Below are 20,849 nucleotides of genomic sequence, written 5' to 3' on the forward strand. Positions count from 1 at the left end.
GCGATGTTTGATATTTTATTTCCCGCCTGGCTATGTGGCATGGTGCTCTCTACCATTACAGCGCCCTTAGGCTCCTTTGTGGTGTGGCGAAAAATGTCCTATTTCGGCGACACGCTCTCCCACGCCTCTTTGCTGGGGGTGGCGTTGGGGCTATTTTTTTCGCTTAATCCGTACCTTGCAGTGGTGATTATGGTGCTTATCATTGCTGTTGCACTGGTGTGGCTTGAAAATCACACCAGCTATTCACTTGACACCATTTTGGGCACCATCGCCCACAGTGCGCTCTCTTTAGGCGTGGTGGCGATTGCTCTGATGCAAAACGTGCGGGTGGATTTAATGTCTTATCTCTTTGGGGATATTTTATCAGTTGATTATGATGATTTACGCTGGGTTGGCGCAGGCGCGCTGATTGTGCTGAGCATTTTACTGTGGCAATGGAAGGCTTTTCTGTCCACCACTATCAGCCCAGAACTGGCACAAGTGGAAGGGGTCAATGTCAAGCGCGCGCGCTTGTTAATTGTGCTTATCACCGCACTGACCATTGCATTAAGCATGAAATTTGTCGGCGCGCTTATTATCACCTCGCTGTTGATTATCCCTGCTGCTACCGCACGCCGTTTTGCGCAAACACCAGAGCAAATGGTGGGCTTCGCCTTTGTCATCAGCGCACTTGACATCACACTCGGCTTGACCCTCTCCGCCTTTTACGACACGCCCGCTGGCCCCTCTATTGTGATTGGTGCAGCGACGATGTTTGCGCTGTCGCTGTTTAAACGCCAAACCTGACACTTGTCATAAAAAAGCCTGCATCACGCAGGCTTTTAAAAGTGCGGTTATTTCTTCTCACTAAGATACTGCGCATAATCAGCTGCGATATGCTCCGCCTCAGTGGCGTAAAAATCAGGCGCTTCGTAGTCTTTCGGCAAATCATCAATGGATTTGAGCGTCTTTTTACCTTGCGCTTTGAAACGCGCATTCAACACTGCCAAGCGGCGCGCGTCGTCTTTGTCGTTTTCCTCTTTACGCACTTTAAGGTTAAGCGAGAGAAATTTGCGCTCAGCACGCGCTTGTTGGATTTCCAAATCTTTTTTCAATTCCACAAACTCACGCTCATTGGCCATACGTTTTTCATGGCGAGGGGTGAGATAATCAATCGCGCCCTTTTCGCTGGCCATCGCGGTGTAATTCGCCGCGGGGATTTTATCCCAAGGCAACGCATTATCTTCACTGCTTTCACCGTTTTCTTTGGTGTCGATGCGCTCAGGAAAGGTGATTTCAGGCTCCACTCCTTTAATTTGCGTGCTGCCGCCATTGATGCGGTAGAATTTTTGAATGGTGTATTGAATAAAACCTAGAGGCAACTCATTGATATCGTAAACAAAATTGAGTGGGCGACTTTGTTGCACGGTGCCTTTACCAAAGGTTTTTTGCCCTAAAATCAATGCGCGGTGATAATCCTGCATTGCGGCGGCAAAAATCTCACTGGCTGAGGCACTATAACGGTTGATCATCACCACCAGCGGCCCGCCGTACACTTGCGTGCTGTCAGGGTCTTGATGAATGCGAATGCGATTATACGCATCGCGCACCTGCACCACAGGGCCATCGGAGATAAATAAACCACTCATGCCCACCGCTTCCGTCAAGGCCCCCCCGCCGTTGTTGCGCAAATCAATCACCAGTGCAGCAATTTTCTTTTTCTCTGCATCAAGTAACAACTTGCGCACATCGTCAGTCAAGCCAATATAGAAACTTTTAATCTTGATAACGCCGATATTTTTACCATCAATTTTATTGATTTCAAGCTTAGCCGCGTTGTCTTCAATGCGAATTTTATCACGCACAAGGGTAACAATTTTAGTGCGTCCGCCTTTGGCGGGCTGAATTTCTAACCGCACTTTGGTGCCTTTTTTGCCTTTGATTTTATCCACCACATCATCAAGGCGCCAGCCAATCACATCTTCAATCTCGCCCTTGGCTTGCCCCACACCGAGGATCTTATCGCCAGGTGCAAGACGTTTGCTTTTCTCCGCCGGCGCCCCTGGTACCAGTGAGCGAATCACGGTTTCATCATCTTCTGATTGTAAGGTGGCGCCAATGCCCTCAAGGGAAAGGTTCATATCTTCGGTGAAACTTTTCGCGCTGCGCGGCGAAAGATAACTGGTATGAGGGTCAATTTCACGCGCAAAGGAATTCAAAAACAGCTGAGAAATGTCATCAGCTTTGGTTTGTGTCAAACGTTTGATCGCCAGATTGTAGCGCTTGGTTAAGCGTTTTTTCACCTCTGGCCATTTTTTATTTTTCAGCCGTTCAGAAATGACATCATTTTTAAAGCGATACAACCACAGTTTATCTAGCTCCGCCTCATCTTTTGGCCATGTTGTCATTTTAGAGCGATCAATTTCAATTTGATCATCGCCGTTGAGATCGGGCTCTTTGTCGAGCAAGGAGAGCATATACTTATAACGCTCATAACGACGCTGCGCCATCAGTTGATACGCATTGCGCGCAAGGGTCAAATCCCCGTTATACAGCCCTTGTGTCAGTTGCTCATCAGCTTGCTGGCGCAATTTATCTACATCACTTTGCAAAAAGGTGTTATGGCTGTAATCTAAAAAATTGAGATAGCGCGTGAAGATTTTTTTAGCGAACTCATCGTCCAAGTTAAATTTGCGATAATGTGACTGTGTCAAACGAGCTGTTACACGTTTAGCTGCAATTGACTGACTTTCGCCCATTTCGGGCATTTTAATTTGCTCATATTTAATCGCAGGTTTAATGGCTAAACTCGCCTGCGAAAACGAGAAAAAAGAAACTAACAAAAGGGCATTCAACCCAAGCTGTAGTTTTTTGAGCTTCATTACGACTACCTTGTCATTACTTTTTACGTATCAATAACGAAACACCGCACTTTGGCGTTACCAAGTGCGATGCATGTTGGTTTAGATGCGATATAGATGTTCAAATGGCACATTGAGTGTCATGCCACTATTGAGTTGCACTTTAGCAGCATCTTTCATTACATCCAGCACTACCGCGTCATTAATGCGCTCAGCCACTTTCACTTTCACCGCCTCGCCTTTGGCGAGTGTGTCGGCTTGTACCGCCTTTAAGTTCACCTTCGGTGCTTTGTTTGGGCGTGGTTTTTTCACGGTTTTGACCGCACTTTTGGCTTTTCGTTCATCTTTTTTATTCGCATTTTGCTGAGCGCGACGCTGAGCTACGCGGGATTTCGCCTCTTTTAACTCAGCTTGAGCATGCTCAATGTGCTCTTGCTCCAAGGCACCTGCATCATTGCCGTCAAGATCAACGCGCACAGCACCTTCTTTGCAGCCGTAAAGATAACGCCAGCTAGATGTATAGTGACGCAACGCATGGCGAATTTGTGTTTTACTCACGTTTTGATCGCCTTCCAGCGCATTGGCTAAATCTTGGAAAATGCCAATTTTCAGCGGACGAGCCTCACCTTCAAGAGTGAAACAACGTGGAAATTTTTCGTTGAGATACGCCAACACTGCTTTTTGGTTGGCAAATTTTGAATTTTGAGTTGGCGCACTACTAGCCTGCTCGGCACTGGCTTGCGCGTTTTGAATTTCGTCAGACATTAATGCTTCCTGTGCAATGATCGAATATGAATTCACAAAAGAGAAATATAGTGCCATAGTCTAGCGTAAATTTGCTCACAATGACAATACAAAGTGGCGTTTTGCACCACAAACCGCACTTTTATCTTCAGCATAGTCATTAATTTGAGATTGTATTATACTACTGAGCAATAAAACCAAGGGAGATATGGCCATTAGCGCACGATTTTACCGAACCGAAAACGACCATTTGCTGCGCTGCGAGGAGTGCGACTTGCTTGTTGATATTCCTCGTTTACACGGCAAGCAAAGCGCCGATTGTCCGCGTTGTGGGCACTTATTGCGTTCGGGCAGCCGTTGGAGTTTAGATCGTTGTGCCATTATTGCGCTGTCAATTTTAATTTTGATGCCTTTTGCTTTCACCTTTCCGCTGCTCAGCATTGACTTGCTCGGCGTGCCGATTCACGCATCAGTGTGGAGTGGCGCATGGAATATTGCCGTGGGCGGCGATGTGTATACGGGCTTTATGGTGCTACTGTGCGCGATTATTATGCCACTGTGCTTTGCCTCACTGGTGCTGTTTTTGTGGCTAGCTAAACGCTTTGACCACCGCCCGCGTAATTTATTGCTAATGCTTGGCTACATCAAGCCGTGGGTGATGCTGGATGTGTATCTCGTCAGCCTTGGCGTGGCGGCATTTAAAGTGCGTGAATATGCCGATTTGCATATCGACATTTACTTCACAGCCTTTGTCTTCACCGCACTTTTGACCACCTTGCTGTTTATCAAAATTAACCCACTGGCGTTGTGGAACGAATTTTACCCACGCTTTCACTATCCGCGCGATAAAAGTGCGGTCACAGGCACCATTCGCCAATGTCACTGCTGTGAATTTGCCTTCGAAGAGCACTTAGGTGTGAAAGACACCCGCGGGCGCACCTATTGCCCGCGCTGCGAATCGTTATTGGACATCAACGACAAAATTAAACTGCAACGCACTTGGGCGGCGCTGATTGCGGGCATGATTATGCTCATTCCTGCCAATGTACTGCCGATTTCCTTCATTTACCTCAACGGCGTGGCCAGTGGCGACACCTTGATTTCAGGCGTGTGGTCTTTTTTACAAGCAGGCAGCTATTTTGTCGCTTTCGTAGTGTTCACCGCCAGTATTTTTGTGCCTTTTAGCAAAGTCTTTGCGTTGATTTATCTGCTGCTCAGTGTCCATCGGCAAAACGCGCGCCATATTCATTTTAAAATGAAACTGTTGCACTTTGTGCATTTTGTTGGGCGCTGGTCTATGTTAGATTTATTTGTATTATCTTTGATGATGTCGCTGGTTGCCCGCGGGCAGATCATTAATTTTTCCGTCGGCCCTGCCGCCTTTTATTTTGGCGCAGCCGTATTTTTAACCATGATTGCCGCCGAGCAATTTGACAGCCGAATTTTGTGGAAACTCTATGACAGACAACAAGCTTGACTCCCAACCCAAAACCGCGCCGCAGGATAAACCGCGTAATGCGACCATTCGCCGTTTACGCAGCATTTCGCCGTTTTGGCTGCTACCGATTGTGGCACTGATTATTGGCATTGCGCTGTTTGCCCGCATCTTGGATGAGCGTGGAGAAACCATCACGATCTATTTCACTAACGGCGCGGGTATCACCGCCAACAAAACGCCGATTCGCTATCAAGGCCTGCAAGTTGGGATCGTGAAAAAAGTGCGGTTTACCGATGATTTAAAACAAATTGAAGTCACCGCCAGCATCGACACCGCCGCCAAAACGATTTTGCGCGAAAACACCAAATTCTGGCTGGTGCAACCCAGCGCTTCACTTGCTGGTGTATCTGGTCTAGACGCCTTAGTTTCGGGTAACTACATTACCCTCTCCCCTGGCGATGGAGAGAGCGCCGATGAATTTGTCGCCGAATCTGAAGGGCCAATGGCACAGCTGGATCAAGGCGATATATTAATCCACCTGCTCGCCGACAGCCTCGGCTCGATTTCCTCGGGTGCGTCGGTTTATTACCGCAAAATGCCCGTGGGCACCATTGCTGATTATCGCTTTTTGCAAGATCAACAAAAAGTGGAAATTGATGTGGTGATCCAAAAGCCTTATGTGCATTTGGTGAAAGAAAACTCCCGCTTTTGGAATAGCTCTGGCATTCAAGCAGATGTTAGCCTTTCTGGCATTAGCGTGGATGTGGATAGTGTCACGTCCATGATCATGGGCGGCGTGTCATTTGATTCCCCGAAAGACTCAACGCCCGCTGAAAGTGGCGCCACCTTCACGCTTTACGCCGACCAAAAAGCCGCCCAACGTGGCATTATTGTGGACGTGCAAATCCCGAATATCCCAGGGCTGAAAGTCAACAGCACGCCAGTATATTATCAAAATTTCAAAGTTGGCACTTTGCTTAGCCTTGACAGTAATACCAGCGATAAACCAAGCCACTATGTCGCTGGCCAGTTATTGCTAAATCAAAATATGAAAAAGCTGCTTAAAAGTTCGACTAAAATTGTGCTTAATGAAAATTCACTTAGCTCAGCGAGTTTCAACAGCCTAGATAAACTGCTCGCGGGTCCTTCTTTCACCTTGATTCAAGGCGAGGGCGGCGAAGCGCAAGAGTACTTTAAAGTGCTCACACAATCGGAATTATTGCTCAGCCTGCCCAATACGTTGGTGCTCAACCTCAAAGCACCTGAAACCTACAATGTCAATGTCGGACAAGGGATTTATTATAATGGCATTCGTATCGGTGAAATCGCCAAACGTGATGTGTCGATTGACGGCGTGGAATTCCAGCTGGCGATCGCGGAAGAATACCGCCACCTAATTCATGCCAACAGCAAATTTGTCGCGGCGTCCAATTTGGATGTCAAAATTGGGGTCGACGGCATTCAATTCAATGCTGCCACGCCTGAAAAATGGCTGCAAGGTGGCATTCGCGTAGTGGCTATGGCGCAAGACAAAGGGCAAGGTGAGCCACTAAAAACCTACCCATTGTATAAAGATGTGGACGATGCCAACGCAGGCATTGACAGTAGTAATTTGCAACCGACCATCACACTCAAAGCGCAATCCCTCGCAGGGGTTGATAAAGGCTCACTGGTGCTCTACAAACAGTTCCCTGTTGGGCACATTCTGAACGTGCGCCCAACACAAAATGCGTTTGTGATTGATGTGTTTATTAATAAGCCGTACCGCACTTTGCTTACCAAGCGTTCAAAATTCTGGATCGAAAGTGCCGCCAAAGTGGATCTTTCACCGAAAGGGGTCAGCGTGCAGGCAAGCCCTGTGATGCGCACCCTCAAAGGCGCCATCAGCTTTGACAACATCGGCGCGGCTAATCAATCCAGCACGCTGTTTAACAATGAAACGGCGGCGCAATCAGCGGGCAATGAACTTGTTTTCTACGCCCAAGATGCCAAAAATTTAAGCGTTGGCATGCCTGTGCGTTACAAGGGGTTGACGATCGGGGAATTGAGCGCACTCACGTTGGATAGCAAAAACAATCGCATTCAAGCACGCGCGCTGATTCAAGGGCAATATTACGCACTGGTGAGCAAAAAAGGCAGCCGATTTAGTGTAATTTCACCTGAAATCTCTGCTGGTGCGATTGAAAATATCGACAGCCTCTTGCAACCTTATATCGACGTGCAAATCGGGCAAGGTGCTAGCAGCAAAACGTTCACCTTGCACCAGCAGCAAAGCCTCTCGGCGAAATTTACCACAGGCTTGCCGTTGATTTTGGAAACCACTAGCGCCTTCAATCTCTCTGAAGGGTCGCCTGTGCAGTACCGCGGCGTCGAAGTGGGGATTGTGAAAAAAATGCGCCTGAGTCAGCTCGGTGATCGCGTGTTGGTGGATGTGATTATCGGCAATCAATACCAGCATTTGGTGCGCAACAACTCGCAATTTTGGATCTCATCGGGGTATAGCTTTGATGTGGGGCTAAAAGGTTTTGCTTTTGAAACAGGCAGTATGCAGCAGTTCTTGAAAGGTGGTATCACTTTCGGCACGCCGTCAGGGCAAGTGGTGCAACCAATGGCCAAGCCAAATCAGCGCTTCTTGCTCCAACAGCAATTGCCTGATAATTCCAAACAGTGGAATCAAGGGGCTGCGCAGTAGTGCAAAAGGCAAAGTGCGGTCAACCGCACTTTAGCCATTCACTGCCATTTGTAACAACACCTTCGCACAGTGCTGCATGCCTTGCAGGCTCAACAATGCTTTGCGGGTGGCAAAATTAAACCCACCGATGGACAAACTCGGGCAGGCAACGCCAAAGCGCGCCAAATACGCTCCCATCGGCGTATCAAGCGCGCAGCTGCTGGCAAACGTCAGCCCACACTGGCTCACCGCGCGCTCAGCCACCTTGCATGCCAGCGGTGCGTTAGCGATACACTGCGCCATATTTTCCACCACATCATAAACCTGCAATGTAGCGCACACGCCCGCGCCACGCGCATTATCTAGCGCTCGTTCAACCGCACTTTGTGTTTGATCAAACGCCGCTTTTTCCAGTGCCGTCAAATGGTATTGCATTTTCACCTGCTGCTCATTGCCTTGCAACGTCAACAAACGCAAGCCATGACGAATGTGGTGCGAAAAATAGTGTTGCAAGGCGCAGCCATATTCCAATACATTGCCTTCACCGTCATCTGAAAGTTGAATGGCAAGATTGGCGCTGTAAAGGTTTTCCACCGCCAGCTGCCCCACGCCCTCCGCTTGCAGGCTAAACAACACATCGCAACGAAAGTGCGTAAAAAAATCCGCCGTCAATGCCACGCCATTATCAGGCACAAAAGCAACACGAATATTGTTCCCACGCACTTGGTGTTGCAGCTGTTCCAGTACCCACATCACCAGCGCAATGGCGCCTTTGCTCTGCGCGCCTAGCCCATGTTTGCCATCGCCGATGACCAGCGTGTGCTCATGCAGCTGGTGCATAAAAGGAAATTGCACAGGGCTAATGCACACTTGGCTTTCGCCCAGCGAAATATCCCCGCCGCGATAACACGGCAAAATCTCAGGTGCCACCGCCTGACAATTCAGCTCAGCTGGCGTAGCTAAATTTACCAGCCAACCAATGGTGGGCTTATTCGCCGTCGAGGCAGGCAAAAGTGCGGTCAAGACGCCGTCTTTAGCAAGGGTTATCTCTTTCAAGCCCAGCTCAGCCAGCTCACTGCACAACAGCTCTGCCAGCGCGCGTTGCCCAAGACTGGCTTGCACTTTATGCCCGCGCAGCTTGGTTTGGCAATCAAAGGGGAGATAACGAAAAAATCGAGTTAATAATGGGTCGCTCACAACAGCCTCCAGTCTTGATTGCACCATTATAAAACGCGACCACGCACGTCGCGATGATTTATAACAAATTTTCCGCAAAATATCGCGCATTTGCGCTGGCGCACAATTTGCATAATCAAGGCTTGAGTTTAGCGCCGTCTAGCGGTATGTTATAAGCCTGTTTTAGTCATCAAAGAGAGTTTTTATGAATATTATCCTCCTCGGCGCCCCTGGTGCTGGCAAAGGCACTCAAGCCCAATTCATCATGAACGAATACCACATTCCCCAAATCTCCACCGGCGACATGCTGCGCGCGGCCATCAAAGCAGGCAGCGAGTTGGGCAAGCAAGCCAAAGTGCTGATGGATGCTGGCAAACTCGTGCCCGATGATTTGATCATCGCCTTAGTCAAAGAGCGCGTGGCGCAAGATGATGCCAAAAACGGCTTCCTGCTCGACGGCTTCCCGCGCACCATTCCGCAAGCCGATGCACTCAAAGACGCGAATATCAAAATCGATTATGTGCTGGAGTTTGACGTGCCCGATGAGGTGATTGTTGAACGCATGAGCGGCCGCCGCGTGCACCAGCCATCAGGGCGCGTTTATCACGTGGTGTACAACCCGCCAAAAGTGGACGGCAAAGATGATGTCACAGGCGAGGACTTAATTATCCGTGCCGACGACAAGCCAGAAACCGTGCTTGACCGCTTAAAAATCTACCATAACACGACAAAACCACTGGTTGATTACTATCAACAAGAAGCACGCGACGGCAACACGCAATACTTCCGCCTCGACGGCACGCAAAGTGTGGAAAGCGTCAGCCAAGAATTAAAATCGATTTTAGGCTAAGTTAAAGTGCGGTCTAACGCCTAGCAAAAAGCCCAGTGGTAACAATTTCTCAAAACCGTTGCCACTGGGCTTTTGTCATAGTGGTTGCCACATCGCGCCTTGCGTCGGTAGCTGCCTTTGCCTTTTTTCGGCTTCTCCACCCGCGTGCGAAACAGTTTATCCGTCACTAGCGCTTTAAGCGCATTATCAGTGATCACACCGCGTTGATGCGCATACGCGTTGTTTGATTTCTTTTTACTCATATTTTCTCCTTGGTTAATTTGGCGCTTATTATACGCACTTTGGCCTTGGGTGAAAATGTTGGGTTTGATTGGGTCATAACGCCGTTATCACTATCTTTGGTGATCTGTTTTCTGCCATCACTCCGTCATAGCGCTACGGTTTCGCCGCAGGCGATTTCCTTTCTTTGCTTGCCCAAAGAAAGGAAGCAAAGAAACGACAATGGCCCCTGTCCATAAGATATTCGCTTAGCGTCAAATTACTAAGGCTCGCTCGGGATCAAACCCTCCCTCGCCTAGCACTTTAGACACACGCTCAGCATCTTATTCCTGGGCGCGGATCGTATAGCGTAATCTCTAATTTTGAAAACATAAAGTGCGGTTTTGCGATCTACGCGACCGCACTTTGTATTTTAACCCTCGTGAATGGCTGTGGTGTTTTTGGGCCCCATAGAGCCGCTAGTGCGGAGCGTAGTGGTTATCGGTGAGAATTTTTCGTGTCCGAAGCCCGCATAGCGGGCAAGTTAAAAATTCGAACAGTTAAATAACCACGCAGGCGCAGCACGGCCAGCGGCGAACCTGGGGTGCGTTGGGTTCTTAGGGGCTTGCGCAAACAAGCCCCTAAGCCGCCGTAAGCGGAACTGCGATAGTCATGACGAAGTTATGAAAGCGCGCGTCTAGCGCCTGCGCAAAACGGCGAAACCGTAGCGTGATAACGGAATGATGGCAAAGACAAACCACCCACCTAAGGCGGAAAACCATCACCCCGCCGTCAACCCCTCGGCCACGCTCTCAGCTTGTTGCAGCACAAACTCCACCGCGTCGTCTTGCATATCGGGTGGATACTTAAATTTCCGCAGCGTGCGCCGAATCAGCAAGCGCATTCGTGCGCGCACGGCGTCTTTATATTGCCAATCGAGCGTCACGGATTGGCGTAGCTGTGCGGTGATCTCTTGCGCGAGTTGAATCAGTGCCACATCGCCCATCTGATCAACCGCACTTTGATTGCGCGCGAGTGCGTCATAAAACGCCAATTCCGACGCGCTCAGCCCCAATTCATTGCCGCGTGATAGCTCTTGCTGGATGGCTTTTGCCATCTCAATCAGCTCTTCGAGGATTTCCAGCACGGTTAAATTGTGGTTTTGATAGCGGTTCATCGCCTCTTTGAGCTTGTCTTCAAACGACTTTTTCACCGCCAAGTTTTGCGCGGCTTTGTCGTTGATTTCGCTTTTCAAAAAGCTCTCCAGCGCCGCCACCCACAAATCTTTGCTGTCCGAGCGCTGCACAATGCCTAAAAATTCATCAGACAGCAGGGCAATATTCGGATGCTCTTGCGCGAGCAGGTCGAACAAATCCACCACACCGTCTGAATGCACGGCTTGGTTGAGCAGTTGCACCAGTTGCACTTGTCGCTCACGGGGGCTGGTGCGTCCGCGCGTTTCCTGTGCTTTGGCGATGGTGGCGCGCACCGCGTCATAAAATGCCAGCTCTTGTTTATACGGTGCGCTTTCAGGGCGTGTGCTGCACAGTGAAAAGCCCTTTTTCGCCTTACGCACGGCGTCCATAAAGGCATTTTTGCGTGGCGTGCCCTCGCTGCGTGGGTTGATTCTGTCCAGCGCTAAAATATGCGAGGCAGCACGGCGAATGGTGGCGAGCAGTGCGTTGGGTTCGGTGATGGCAAGGGCGGCGTGAACGTCGATTTTCTCGCCGTCCACTGGCGTGGCAAACTGGTCGCGAATGATGGTCAAATATTCTTGCATTTTAGCAAACACGGCTTCCACGTCGGTTTTGACCGCACTTTTACCGCCTGAGTTGGTGTAGGTTCGCGTGGCGTCGCGTAGTGCGTCGGTCAGCCCAACGTAATCCACAATCAGCCCGCCGTTGTCGCGGCTTTTGTTGGCAAACACGCGGTTAACGCGCGCAATCGCCTGCATCAAATTGTGCCCTTTCATCGGCTTGTCGAGATACATGGTATGACAACACGGCGCGTCAAAACCCGTCAGCCACATGTCGCACACAATCACCATGCGCAGGCTGTCGTCGGGGTCTTTAAAGCGCTTTTCAATCGTTTGCTTGTCTGCCTTGCTGTAAACGTGCGCGCGCATCGCCTCGTCGTCGCTTGCCGAGCCGGTCATCATGATTTTCAGGCAGCCTTGATGCACGTCCGCACTGTGCCATTCGGGTTTTAACTTGATGATTTCGTTGTACAATTTCAGTGCAATGCGGCGGCTCATCACCACCACCATCGCCTTGCCGTCGAAAAGTGCGGTGCGTGCAGCAAAGTGCGCGACAATGTCGGCGGCAAGCTGCGCCACACGCACGTCCGCGCCCATCAGCTGTTCGGTGAAGCGAAAGCGGTAGCTGTTTTCGTCGTCATCGTCGAGCAGTGCCTGCGCCTCATTCACCACATCGTCAAATGCCTCGCTTTGGTGCAGCGAAATTTGCCGTGCCTCGTAAATAATCGGCACGGTTGCACCGTCTTCCACCGCGTCGTGAATGTCGTAAATCGACACATAGCGCCCGAACACCTCTTGCGTGTCGCGGTCATCGAGCGCAATCGGCGTGCCCGTGAAGCCGATAAACGACGCCTGCGGCAGTGCATCGCGCAAATGGCGCGCGTAGCCCACGCGATATTCGCCCTTGTCGTTGATGTGTTGGTTCAGCCCATACTGCGAGCGGTGTGCCTCGTCGCTAATCACAATGATATTGTGCCGTGTATTGAGCACCGGGAAGCGACTCTCGCCCTCTGCCAGGGAGAATTTTTGAATGGTGGTGAAAATCACGCCGCCGCTTTCGCGCTTCGCCAACTCCTCGCGCAGCGCCTCGCGCCCGTCTGCCTGCACAGGCTCGGTGCGTAACAACGCCTTGCCACTGCAAAAGGTGGCAAACAACTGCCCGTCGAGGTCGTTGCGGTCGGTGACCACCACAATCGTTGGGTTTTGCAGCGCACGCTGGGCGAGCAGTTTGCCTGCGTAAAACAACATCGACAGCGATTTGCCCGAGCCCTGCGTGTGCCACATCACGCCAATGCGGTTGCTGCGCTCAGCGTGTGCCGCCAGCGTGCAGTCCACCGCCTCATTCACGCCGTAAAACTGATGATACGCCGCCTGCTTTTTCACCACCGCACCTTTCTCATTGCTCTCAAACGTGATGAAATTTTGCACATAATCGAGCCACGCCTCGGGTGCAAACAGCCCTGCAATCATGCCCGAAAGCTCATCATCAAAGGCGATGCGCCGACTGCTGTTTTTTTCGTCCACCACCTTCCACGGTGTGAAACGCTCAAACGGCGCAGTGAGCGAGCCGATGCGCGCGTGCGTGCCGTCGGTAATCACCTGTGCTTGGTTGAACACGAAAAGCTCAGCAATCTCCGCCTGATAGGTTTGCAGCTGGTTGAACGCACGGCGCAAATCGGCATTGACTGCGAGCGGATGCTTCAGCTCAAACACCGCCAGCGGCAAGCCGTTGACAAAGCCGATAAGGTCTGGAATACGCTTGCCCTTTTTGCCCGTAATCTCCAGCTGATTGACCATGCAGAAATCATTATTGGATGCCGTCTGAAAATCCACCAAGCGCGCGAACTCGTGCTTTTCCTCGCCGCTTTCCACAAAACGCACGCTCACGCCGTGTTTGAGCCAATCATAAAAAGTGCGGTTGCGTACCGCCAGCGGCTGAATGTCGGGCTGGGTAACGGTTTTGATCACCTCGTCCGCCACGCTTTCAGGCAGCCATGGGTTGATGCGCAACAGTGCGGTTTTTAAAAGCGGCGAGAGTACCACATCCGCCGTGGTCTCTCGCCACGGATTCGCCCGCCCCGCCAAAATCTCTTTGCCATGCACATAACGCCAGCCAAGCTGCTCAAATTGTTTGATGGCGTGCTGTTCGATGGTGGCTTCGTTGATGTTCATAGGGTTTCCTTTTGTTTTGCTTGTTTAACCGCACTTTTGGGTAGTGGAAAACTCAGCAAGCTTCATTTGAGCTAGCTGGGACTTTTCCATCTATAAATATCCTTGCCACAGCTCTAGTAGCTGTTATAAAAAGTGCTAGTAATACCTCACCTGGGTTTGGATTAGGCTGCTTCCTTACCCACTCATCACGCAATCTATAAGTGATTCCATCAATCTCAGTTTCACTCTTCGTAGCCAAACACATCGGAAAATTAATCGCGCTGTACCATTCTCCGTAGCTTTGGTATTTCATTGTCGTCAATTCTGGTAAATCTTTGAATGTTCTCTCTAAAACAATCTTTGCTTGGAAGTCATCATCATGTATTTCTTCAAGGTGATTTCTTATCTGCCCAACCGCAACGCTATGTATACTTGTCAGCACCTGCACAGCCTGTAATCCCTTCCACTTGTCATGCAGTGCATAAGTCACACCATCAAGTTCAATCGAACTCCCAGACTCAAGCATACCAGCACAAATAATCGCATCGATCCATTCATCATAGCTTTTATATTGCGTATCTTTTAATTCAGGTAAGTCTTGAAACGTTTCTTCTAATGCAATCTCAGCGGCGATCTCAGCCCCATTTACTGCATTAAGATCTATTGATGTCGTTTCGTCTTGTAATAGCATAAGGAGTTGTTCTTGTTCTTTAAACCATACTCCGCTTACTTCTATCTTGTTTTCCTTTTTTATTTTGCTTTCTATATCAGCTCTCTCTTGTATTTCATCTTCCTCTTCTATCTCGTCTTCCTCTTCTATCTCGTCTTCCTCTTCTATCTCATCTTCCTCTTCTATCTCATCTTGCTCTTCTATCTCATCTTCCTCTTCTATCTCATCTTCCTCTTCTATCTCATCATCTTCTTCTATATCTTCTTCCTCCTCTATTTCATCATCTGCAATTTTTTTATCATCATTTAGCGAAGACTCAATGAACAAATAAGAGTATATGCCATCGAAAGCATCACGAAGTTTTAGTAAGCTACGAATACCTCTTTCCACTTTTCTTATTTCTGATTGAAAACAAAATGCTCTAACTTCCAGCCTACCATCTTCTTTTCTACTGATTATTCTATCAGAATCAAAAATAATATCCGCATTTGTCTTTACAATCTTCTTCTTAACATTCTCAGCATAATATCGACCACCGAATAAATCATAAAAGTTGAATATATTATCTTCTGATGTCAATCTATTTATGTAGTTATAAAACTCTAATTCTGCTTTATCTGACCAAAATTTTTCTAAGGTTACAAACATCTTATAGCCAAACCCCAATCCTATAACATTTTTATCATTATAAATCTCTCTAACCGCAGGCATAATATCATTAAAATTACCCTGTAAAAATATAACTGAAAGATGATAGTAAGATGAAAACTTACATAATTCTGGTGAAAAATTTATTCCGATATGCTCTTCCCAGAATCCACGACGAGCAATATCAACAATCACACAAGCCAATAATTTTTTCAATGAGGCCACATCATTGTCTTTTAAATATTCAGATCTTACACGGAATGTAATTTCAATAGTAATTGTACTATCATTTTTATCATCATTAAAAGGCTTTAATTCTCTATCACCAACAGCAATATCATAATTGGATAATCTTCCACCAATTCTTTTCTCAATCGCTACGGCATTATCGTAAGCCGACATAAATAATTTTTTCTCTTTTTCTACTCTGTCTAGCATATATTGCTCATACGAATCAATCATATTTACTCCTCTTTTATCAATTTCTTTTCTCTATGTTTTTCGCGATAGTTCATTTTCCAACTACCCCAATCCCAACAGTGGACTCCAAATCTCATCACATGCTATAGACTACAACGTATCAACCTTTGTCACTCATAACACTTTTACTATTGGAAACCAGCAATCAGTATCTCACATATATTTCAGCCAGTTCGTCTATATTATCCCCGTTATATTTCTCAGGCTGAGTTTTAATTGAAGGACGATTGATAACCTATTTTCATCGGTTCTTCTTACTCCTGCCCCTCTGCCAAGCTTCCCATAACTCACTATGCTTATGCACGTGGTATCGAAATGAGTTAGCTTTCATACCCACAATCTTTGCCGCTTTCTCAATACTCCCTGTCAGCTCTAAGGCCAAGATAAACATCTCACGGTTCTCAGGCGTGTAAATTCCCTTACGCCCACGTGGCTTAGTTTCATGTTTATTAATCAAACGCGCTGTTACATCTCGCGTTTCAACTGACCGCACGCCGCAATGAGGCGTATTCTGGTCAATCCCTCTCATCGTGTTGTAAATAAAATTCCACACGTCCACATACTTGCGGTCGTTGCCAACACGAACAATAGGGCGTTTAAATTGCGTAGCCCCTGTCCATCGTGCGCGCTTTTCCCCTTTGTCATCAACATAAAATTCAATTCGCTGTGCGATCGCCTCTTTAGCCAACGCAATATGCTCTGGGGTGAACCCGTTATGTTTCTGTCCCATTACCCTCTCCTACACCTTTCCTGATGATTAAAGCAAAACACAAAGCCTGCAGTGGCTCGGCTATGTGCTTTTTCTCGTCGCCTGTGATCACGTTAGTCAACACGTTAAATTTCTGCTGTTGCATTTGCTTTTGTTAACCGCACTTTGGTGTTTTTCTAACCGCACTTTTATTTTTGATAATACGGTCGTGGCTATCGTGTTTTAGTTTTTACGTTGGCGCTTGGCGCGCGGTCATTACTCCGTAATCTCTATCGCTGTTCCGCCTTGCGGCGGCTCAGGGGCTTGTTTGCGCAAGCCCCTAAGAACCCAACGCACCCCTGATGATTTTCTCCGTCATCACGCTACGGTTTCGCCGTTGGCGACTTCCTTTCTTTGCTTGCTCAAAGAAAGGAAGCAAAGAAACGGCAGCCATTTTTAAGGAAATCTCGCTTGTTGGGAATTTCTACGTCGCATTTGATGCAGACGCTCAAATGCTTCCTTGAAATTTACCCAACCGCTCCATTTCCGCGCGAAAAATGGCGGGATCGAACTACAACGTTTCGTGTTTTGTTCTTCAAAGTGCGGTTACCGTGACCGCACTTTAGTTTCTAATAATTAAAAATTTTCTTGATTTTCAACTTCATTATCATCAAAGTCTGGTACTTTTGGCTCTCCAATTCTTTTTCTCTCTTCATCTAAAAAAGCACAAATTTCTTTCAAATATTTTTCAAGTTTATTGTTTTGATGATTTATCAGTTCTTCTATATCAAAATAAATAGGTGTAATATCTCCATCTTTTAGCGCTTTCACTTTTTCGTGAACTGTTTTTGATTTATTTTCTTCAATCCCCTCTTTATTTCTACTGCTATCAAATCTATATGGAAAGAAACCAAAAGTATTTAATCCATGAACAGCTATTCCATACGCATGATCTTTAGCATCATTATTGAATGGATGTGCTACAAGTTTATTTCTGAGCAATCTTATTACTTGAAAATCCTCATCTTCATTTATGTATATTCCTTTTTCATCTTTTTTAAAGATACTTTCTTTCATCAAAGTATTATAAACATTAATCAAAGCTTCATTTCTTAAGTTGAGAACTTGTAAAATTCCATATATGTAAACATAATTAATCCCTCTTCCTTCTAATTTTTTCAGTTTCAAATAATCATCAATTGCGCATTCCGCATCACCTAGCGCATCGAGAGCTGAGCAAAGATGATAATACTTTTTATTAAAACCCTTCTCTGTTCTATATGAAATATACTGATGATCTATATAATGACTATAATTTACAAAACCCCTAATTTTCTCAATATAAAAATTCATAATTTCACTTCTCCGTTTAATAGTTGAGGTAATAAAACATCTCTTGTATTCCCTAAAGATAAATTTTCTTTATTATTCATATAGATCTTTTCATAAAGATTATTCACTCTTTTTACAAATAATGAATGAACTTCTTTTGAAGGGATTAATATTTCTAGTTTAGAAATATTTTGAATTGTAATCTGTGGCTGCACAGATCCTGATGAAAAGACAGATAAATCTTTATTTTTTAGAAATCTTTCTAAGTAATATAAACTAATATTACTTTTTTCGTATTCAATTACTAAGGAATTACTCGTAACAAAAGAAAATGGCTCGCATATTGACACTTTCCCAACGGTTCCCCTACAACCGATAAGTACTTGTGGTTTTTCATATAGATAATTTTCACTATATCCAATAACTCCATTTGCGCCATAAACAGGAAATCCGTGCTCTTTTAATTTATTTTTAGGCAATCCTTTACCATAAACAACATTACACACATCAGTAATTTTCTTATATTCCCACCCCTTCGGCACTTCGCCGTGTTCGGTGGTGGTGAGTTCGTCGGGGAAGGCGCTAGCGAGGGTTTGCAGGTCGGTGTAGGCGGTGGGGTTGCGTGTCGCCAGTGCGGTGAGTTCATCGGCAGTTTTGCCGCTCAGGCTCATCATCGCGGCGCGTTCGATGTCAACCGCACTTTTGCCTTGCGCGCGGGCTTGTGCTTTGGCACGCACGGGGGCGAAGTCGATAAACCAGTGTTGAAACACGGTTTGGGCGATCTGTTCTAAAGTGCGGTTGGTGTCGGTGTTGAGTTGGATTTTTTTATCATAAGAATAAAGTGTGTCTACCACTTTATCTTGTATCTTTTTTTCAACAAATGGCACTTCTAATTTAGATAGCTCACTTCCTCTTATTCCTGCCGCTCCTGCACCTTGCTCTGTTATTCTTTTAATATTTTCTCTTCCCTCTACACTATTAAAATAATAAAAATAATAAAGAGGATTAACTGTTTCTTTATTCAATCTACACCTGATTATATGTGATTCAAAACACACATCTTCTTTATCAGAGATAAATATTGAGCATTTTCCTGCACCTGATAAAACCAAGGATTGTCTTGCAAATAATAAATCTTGATCTTCCAAGAATGAGTTTTGTTTTTCTTTTGATGTCAAAGGAACTCTATCCATTTTGATATTTTCAATAAATGAATAGGAAAATATCTCCCCCATATTCACCATTTTATATCCTTGCCCTCTAACTTTTTTCGGCTTTGTAACGCCATTTCGCAATGGAATTTTAAATAGGCTTTCAAATATTACTTTTTCCATTATCATCCCCCTTACACCGCATCGATGCCGTCTGAAAAGATAGCGAGGTTGCGACGGATTTGGGCTTCGAGCTGCTGCCCTTGGCTGAATTGCTGGTTTAAAAGTGCGGTCAGCTCGCGCATTTTCTCATCAAAAGGGATGCCGTCGTCTTCCACCTCTGCACTACCCACGTAGCGGCCGGGGGTAAGCACAAAATCGTTGGCTTGGATTTCCTCCAGCGTGGCGGCGTAGCAAAAGCCCGCTTGGTTTTCATAGTCTTTGCCGTGTTGCCAAGCGTGGTAGGTGTCGGCAAGTCGGGCGATGTCCTCTAGCGTGAAGTCGCGCAAAGTGCGGTCTTTCATGTAGCCGATTTGGCGCGCGTCGAGAAACAGCACTTGCCCTTTTTGTTGTTTCGCTTTGTTTAAAATCCAAATGCAGGCAGGGATAGACACATTGGTGAAAAGTTGCCCTGGCAAGGCCACCATGCACTCGACGAGGTCGGCTTCAATGAGTTTTTGGCGAATGCTGCCCTCACCACTGGTTTGACTGCTCATCGAGCCATTGGCCAGCAGCAGCGCCATGCGCCCTGTCGAATTGAGGTGATATAGCATATGCTGCAACCAAGCAAAATTGGCGTTGCCTTTGGGTGGTGTGCCGTAGGCCCAGCGCGGGTCGCCTGCAAGTGCTTCACTCCACCATTTGTCCATATTAAACGGCGGGTTGGCCATCACAAAGTCCATTTTGGTGTCAATATGTTGTGGCTCGCTGAAGCTGTCGGCGTTGCCTTTGCCAAAGTCAAAAGCAATGCCGCGAATCGCCATATTCATGGCGGCGAGCTTCCACGTGGTCGGGTTCGATTCTTGCCCATAGATGGTGACGTTGTTGATGTTGCCTTGGTGGGCGTGGATAAAGCGCTCCGCCTGCACAAAAAAACCGCCCGAGCCCATCGCAGGGTCATAAATTCGTCCTTTGAAAGGTTCAATCATCTCAACAATCAAGGTAACGATAGATTTCGGCGTGAAGTATTGCCCGCCTTTTTTGCCCTCAGCGGCAGCAAATTGGCCGAGAAAGTATTCATACACATGACCTAGGATGTCTTTGGCTGAAAGATGAATTGGTTTGCCGTTGTGCATCGGTTTGCTGAAGTATGTATCAGAGAAAATATCAATCAGTTGCGTTAATTTTGGCTCGCTGACTTGGTAGCCCGAAATGCGCTGAATAATGCCTTTGAGCTTGTCGTTTTCGCGCTCAATGGCAGCGAAGGCGTCATCAATCAAATTCGCCACGCCGCGAAATTTTTGGCTGCTATCCCAAGGTAGCGGGTCGCCTTTGTGCAACTGCGCAGCGCTTCTCAGGTTCTCCCAGCGCGCGGCGGCCGGCACCCAAAAGATGTGTTTTTCGGTGTAGTAATCACGCGTTTCCAGCTCGGCTTGTAGCGCTTCATGGTAATCGTTTGGGTAGTCGGCAGGGTCGAGATAGTATTCGTGCTCAGGGTTTTGCAGCTGTGCTTTGAGCTCGGCTTGAAAGGCGGTGAAGCTATCAGAGATGTATTTGAGGAAGATGTAGCCGAGAACGATGTGTTTATAATTAGCGGCGTCAAGCTCTGGCAGGAGGTTATCAGCGGCTTCCCAAAGCCGTGCGTCGAGAGCGTTTAGAAAGGCTTGTTCAGCAGATGCAAGTTGGGCAGTGCTGAGTGCTGAGTGCTGACATTATACTGTCTCCGTCATAAAAAGTCAATAAATTTGTTTAAAATCAATCACTAACCGCACTTTTATTATACAAAAATGCGCTCCAGTGGTTATAGTTTGGCATGGTGATATATTAATCCCAAACATTTGAGGATTCAATGCAATGTAGCCACCTCGTATAAAATCCATTTACATAAAAAAACCGC

The 20,849-nt window shown here is 47.1% G+C and carries 13 protein-coding genes and 1 pseudogene; 4 read left to right on the plus strand and 10 right to left on the minus strand.

Annotated elements, in window-relative coordinates; genetic code table 11:
* The first annotated feature begins 3 nt into the window (after positions 1–3).
* Positions 4–786, plus strand: coding sequence for a zinc ABC transporter permease subunit ZnuB (gene znuB / locus HPC38_RS05735; RefSeq protein ID WP_208120326.1), 783 nt, complete (start codon positions 4–6; stop codon positions 784–786).
* 47 nt (positions 787–833) lie between these two features.
* On the opposite strand, the gene prc is transcribed toward znuB, so the two are convergent.
* Positions 834–2,861, minus strand: a complete 2,028-nt coding sequence (prc, locus tag HPC38_RS05740; protein WP_208120327.1) for a carboxy terminal-processing peptidase — start codon at positions 2,859–2,861, stop codon at positions 834–836.
* Positions 2,862–2,942: 81 nt separating this feature from the next.
* A complete protein-coding gene (gene proQ, locus HPC38_RS05745) occupies positions 2,943–3,605 on the minus strand; it encodes an RNA chaperone ProQ (RefSeq protein WP_208120328.1) in 663 nt (220 codons plus the stop codon).
* A gap of 187 nt (positions 3,606–3,792) precedes the next feature.
* Between proQ and HPC38_RS05750 the strand changes: the two genes are divergently transcribed.
* Both HPC38_RS05750 and HPC38_RS05755 read left to right on the plus strand, forming a co-directional pair.
* On the plus strand, positions 3,793–5,061 hold the full coding sequence (locus tag HPC38_RS05750) for a paraquat-inducible protein A (protein ID WP_208120329.1): 1,269 nt from the start codon (positions 3,793–3,795) through the stop codon (positions 5,059–5,061).
* Positions 5,042–7,714, plus strand: coding sequence for a PqiB family protein (locus tag HPC38_RS05755; protein WP_208120330.1), 2,673 nt, complete (start codon positions 5,042–5,044; stop codon positions 7,712–7,714). Before HPC38_RS05750 ends, HPC38_RS05755 begins: the two co-directional genes overlap by 20 nt.
* Before the next feature lie 30 nt (positions 7,715–7,744).
* Here HPC38_RS05755 and HPC38_RS05760 read toward each other — a convergent pair whose 3' ends face one another.
* Positions 7,745–8,890, minus strand: coding sequence for a zinc-binding metallopeptidase family protein (locus HPC38_RS05760; RefSeq protein ID WP_208120331.1), 1,146 nt, complete (start codon positions 8,888–8,890; stop codon positions 7,745–7,747).
* A 184-nt stretch (positions 8,891–9,074) separates the two neighbouring features.
* On the opposite strand from HPC38_RS05760, the gene adk reads away from it, so the two are divergent.
* Positions 9,075–9,719, plus strand: coding sequence for an adenylate kinase (gene adk / locus HPC38_RS05765; RefSeq protein WP_208120332.1), 645 nt, complete (start codon positions 9,075–9,077; stop codon positions 9,717–9,719).
* 20 nt (positions 9,720–9,739) lie between these two features.
* On the opposite strand, the gene HPC38_RS05770 is transcribed toward adk, so the two are convergent.
* The 7 genes and pseudogenes from HPC38_RS05770 to HPC38_RS05800 form a co-directional block, all read right to left on the minus strand.
* On the minus strand, positions 9,740–9,961 hold the full coding sequence (locus HPC38_RS05770; RefSeq protein ID WP_208120333.1) for an alternative ribosome-rescue factor A: 222 nt from the start codon (positions 9,959–9,961) through the stop codon (positions 9,740–9,742).
* 737 nt (positions 9,962–10,698) lie between these two features.
* Entirely contained in the window at positions 10,699–13,845 is a 3,147-nt protein-coding gene (locus tag HPC38_RS05775; RefSeq protein WP_208120334.1) for a type I restriction endonuclease subunit R, read from the minus strand.
* Between the two features lie 52 nt (positions 13,846–13,897).
* Positions 13,898–15,604, minus strand: a complete 1,707-nt coding sequence (locus HPC38_RS05780; RefSeq protein WP_208120335.1) for a hypothetical protein — start codon at positions 15,602–15,604, stop codon at positions 13,898–13,900.
* Positions 15,605–15,863: 259 nt separating this feature from the next.
* Positions 15,864–16,352 (minus strand): hypothetical protein, encoded by a 489-nt coding sequence (locus HPC38_RS05785; RefSeq protein WP_208120336.1) that lies wholly within the window; start codon positions 16,350–16,352, stop codon positions 15,864–15,866.
* Positions 16,353–16,946: 594 nt separating this feature from the next.
* Positions 16,947–17,663 (minus strand): hypothetical protein, encoded by a 717-nt coding sequence (locus tag HPC38_RS05790; RefSeq protein ID WP_208120337.1) that lies wholly within the window; start codon positions 17,661–17,663, stop codon positions 16,947–16,949.
* A complete protein-coding gene (locus HPC38_RS05795) occupies positions 17,660–18,976 on the minus strand; it encodes a restriction endonuclease subunit S (RefSeq protein ID WP_208120338.1) in 1,317 nt (438 codons plus the stop codon). The genes HPC38_RS05790 and HPC38_RS05795 overlap by 4 nt, the downstream gene beginning before the upstream one ends.
* 11 nt (positions 18,977–18,987) lie before the next feature.
* Positions 18,988–20,622 (minus strand): annotated as a pseudogene (locus HPC38_RS05800) (class I SAM-dependent DNA methyltransferase); the annotation flags it as partial.
* Positions 20,623–20,849 lie beyond the last annotated feature (227 nt).

This window comes from Spirabiliibacterium pneumoniae, from assembly GCF_014884995.1.
Classification (GTDB): Bacteria; Pseudomonadota; Gammaproteobacteria; order Enterobacterales; family Pasteurellaceae; genus Spirabiliibacterium; species Spirabiliibacterium pneumoniae.

Excerpts from the sequence above, each read along its gene's own strand:
- prc (WP_208120327.1), bottom strand. The coding sequence starts at position 2,861 with ATGAAGCTCAAAAAACTACAGCTTGGGTTGAATGCCCTTTTGTTAGTT.
- proQ (WP_208120328.1), bottom strand. The coding sequence starts at position 3,605 with ATGTCTGACGAAATTCAAAACGCGCAAGCCAGTGCCGAGCAGGCTAGT.
- HPC38_RS05770 (WP_208120333.1), bottom strand. The coding sequence starts at position 9,961 with ATGAGTAAAAAGAAATCAAACAACGCGTATGCGCATCAACGCGGTGTG.
- adk (WP_208120332.1), top strand. The coding sequence starts at position 9,075 with ATGAATATTATCCTCCTCGGCGCCCCTGGTGCTGGCAAAGGCACTCAA.
- HPC38_RS05775 (WP_208120334.1), bottom strand. The coding sequence starts at position 13,845 with ATGAACATCAACGAAGCCACCATCGAACAGCACGCCATCAAACAATTT.
- HPC38_RS05795 (WP_208120338.1), bottom strand. The coding sequence starts at position 18,976 with ATGGAAAAAGTAATATTTGAAAGCCTATTTAAAATTCCATTGCGAAAT.
- znuB (WP_208120326.1), top strand. The coding sequence starts at position 4 with ATGTTTGATATTTTATTTCCCGCCTGGCTATGTGGCATGGTGCTCTCT.
- HPC38_RS05780 (WP_208120335.1), bottom strand. The coding sequence starts at position 15,604 with ATGATTGATTCGTATGAGCAATATATGCTAGACAGAGTAGAAAAAGAG.
- HPC38_RS05755 (WP_208120330.1), top strand. The coding sequence starts at position 5,042 with ATGACAGACAACAAGCTTGACTCCCAACCCAAAACCGCGCCGCAGGAT.
- HPC38_RS05785 (WP_208120336.1), bottom strand. The coding sequence starts at position 16,352 with ATGGGACAGAAACATAACGGGTTCACCCCAGAGCATATTGCGTTGGCT.
- HPC38_RS05790 (WP_208120337.1), bottom strand. The coding sequence starts at position 17,663 with ATGAATTTTTATATTGAGAAAATTAGGGGTTTTGTAAATTATAGTCAT.
- HPC38_RS05750 (WP_208120329.1), top strand. The coding sequence starts at position 3,793 with ATGGCCATTAGCGCACGATTTTACCGAACCGAAAACGACCATTTGCTG.